The organism is Brevundimonas sp. (assembly GCF_023259385.1).
Lineage (GTDB): Bacteria > Pseudomonadota > Alphaproteobacteria > Caulobacterales > Caulobacteraceae > Brevundimonas.
The window spans coordinates 1-2,319 of the sequence record NZ_JAHFPF010000361.1; the positions used below are offsets into that span (position 1 = coordinate 1).

General features: G+C 62.8%; 1 protein-coding gene and 1 pseudogene. Both read left to right on the forward strand.

Translation table 11 applies throughout. The features are described from left to right. Window positions 1-947, forward strand: a pseudogene (locus tag Q0C81_RS18240) (TonB-dependent receptor); the annotation flags it as partial. 281 nt (window positions 948-1,228) lie between these two features. Further along, window positions 1,229-2,319, forward strand: a 1,091-nt coding sequence (locus Q0C81_RS18245; RefSeq protein ID WP_291841246.1) for a TonB-dependent siderophore receptor, incomplete at its 3' end; no start/stop codon positions are given.

Here is a 2,319-nt window from a genome sequence, read left to right on the forward strand (position 1 = left end):
AGTTCGTCGGCGCCACCACCGGCTTCCTGTCGAACACCAACGACCGCTGCAACAACTACGGCGCGCCGGGCGTGAACCCGAACCGCGTCGCCAACTGCACGGCCGAAGGCCTGGCGGGCGACTTCCAGTCGACCAACAGCGTCACGGTGATCACCGCAGGCGGCGCAGACGCCGGCCTGGCGGCCGAAACCTCGACCAACATGACCGTCGGCCTGGTCGTCCAGCCGCCGCTGCCCTCGGGCTGGGGCGATCTGGCCTTCGCCGTCGATTATTACGAGATCGAGGTCGAGAACGGCGTGTCGCGCACCGGTGCAGCCCAGATCCTGACCCGCTGCTATGACTCCAACCCGGCCGACTTCGCGGCCGACGCCGGCTTCTGCCGACTGGTCACGCGCGATGCGGTGGACAACAGCCTCACGGTCCGCGACAGCTACGTCAACCTGGCGACGGACAATGTGAAAGGCCTGGATTACACGGTCCGTTATCGCAAGGACGTCGGCCCCGGCACGGCGTTGTTCAACCTGGCGATCACCCAGTACACGGAAATCTCGAACAAGCTGTTCGCCGAAGATCCGCTGGAAGACTACACCGGCATGATCGACAATCCGGAGTTCACCGGAACGGCCGACGTCTCCTACGCCTGGGACAAGTGGCGCGTGCGCTACGGTGTCGAATGGATCCAGGGCACCGACAGCTACGCCTACTACGGGGAAGATCCGGCTACGTCGGACTACGACCTCGCGACCGATGACTACTGGCTGCACAACACTTCGGTCCAGTATGCGTCCGATGGTTGGACCGCCACGCTCGGCGTTCGCAACCTGTTCAACGACAACCCGCCGACCATCTCGTCGGGCGTGTACAACCGGGTCGGCAACGCCCCGCTGTACTCGGGCTATGACTACCTGGGCCGCACGGCCTTCGTGAACCTGACCAAGTCCTTCTAGGGATCGCGGTCGATTCGAAATGAAGAGGGCGGCGGGCTTCGGTCCGCCGCCTTTTTCTTTGTCACTCGACTAAGTTGATAGCGGAACAATCAAAAGGCGCAAACTTGTCACCAAATTGATACGCAGGCGCCAAATATATGTCTGTTTTGCTGAAATGAGGTGGCGTCGCCTCGCTCTCATGTGCATTGCGGCGACTATTAGTCGCTCAATTCGGGGAGTTATGCATGCGAGTGAATTTGGACGCTGGACGGACTTTGCGTGGGGCCCTTCTGGCCGGAACAGTGCTGGCCGGAGTGATGGGGAGTGTCGGCGCCGCCGCCGCGCAGGAGGCCGAAGGCTCGCAGGCTGCCGAAGTTGGGGAGATCGTCGTCACCGGGTCGCGCATCCGCCGCGACGCCACCACCGCCGCGACGCCCCTGATCCAGATCGGCCAGGAAGAGGTTTTGCAATCGGGTGAATCTAACGTCATCGACTTCCTCGCCGGCATTCCCGCGCTTTCATTCTCTCAAGTGCCGGAAGACACTACAGGATCGAACCTGAACGATGGCGGCCTGTCGCTGCTGAACCTGCGCGGCTTGGGCTCGGCTCGTACGCTGGTCCTGGTCGATGGCCGTCGCCATGTCGGGTCCTCGCCCGGTTCTCTGGCCGTCGATGTCGATACGATTCCGCGTCTTTTGATCGAGAACGTCGAAGTGATCACCGGCGGTGCTGCGGCCGTTTACGGTGCAGACGCCGTGTCGGGCGTGGTCAACTTCACGCTGCGCAAGGATTTCGACGGGCTCGAGGTCGATGCATCGCTGGCCGAGGTCAACCAAGACGGACAGATGAGCGAGCGGCTCTCCGCCCTGTGGGGGGGCAAGTTCCTGGAAGATCGTCTGAACGTCTATGTCTCTGGCGAGTATCAGCGCAGCGACGAGGTATTGGACCGCGATGTCGACTGGCGTCGGGAGGGCTGGGGTTTCATCAGCAACGACGCAGACCCGTCCTCAGCGTCCAGCGACGGCGTCATCGATCTGATCCTGGTCAACAACCTGCGCACCTATATTCGCGGCACAGACCGAGGCGGGATCACGATTCTGTCCACCGGCGTGCAACGTAGCCCCGCCAGCGATCCGGACGTGCCGTTCGCGACCTGCTCGGCCACCTCGTTCTCGGCGAACTGCTTCTCGGTCGCGCCGACCAACAATCCGAACAACAGCTATCTGTATACCGACGCCGGCGCCTCGCAGGCTGTGGTGTTCGGCCCGATTCGCCAGCAGACGGGTCTGTCGCGCACCGTCAGCAACGGGGGGCTGGGTCAGAACCCCAATACCGAGCAGGGCCAGAACAGCCGCCTTCCGGAATCGGAGAACTACCGCTTCCAGACCGGCTT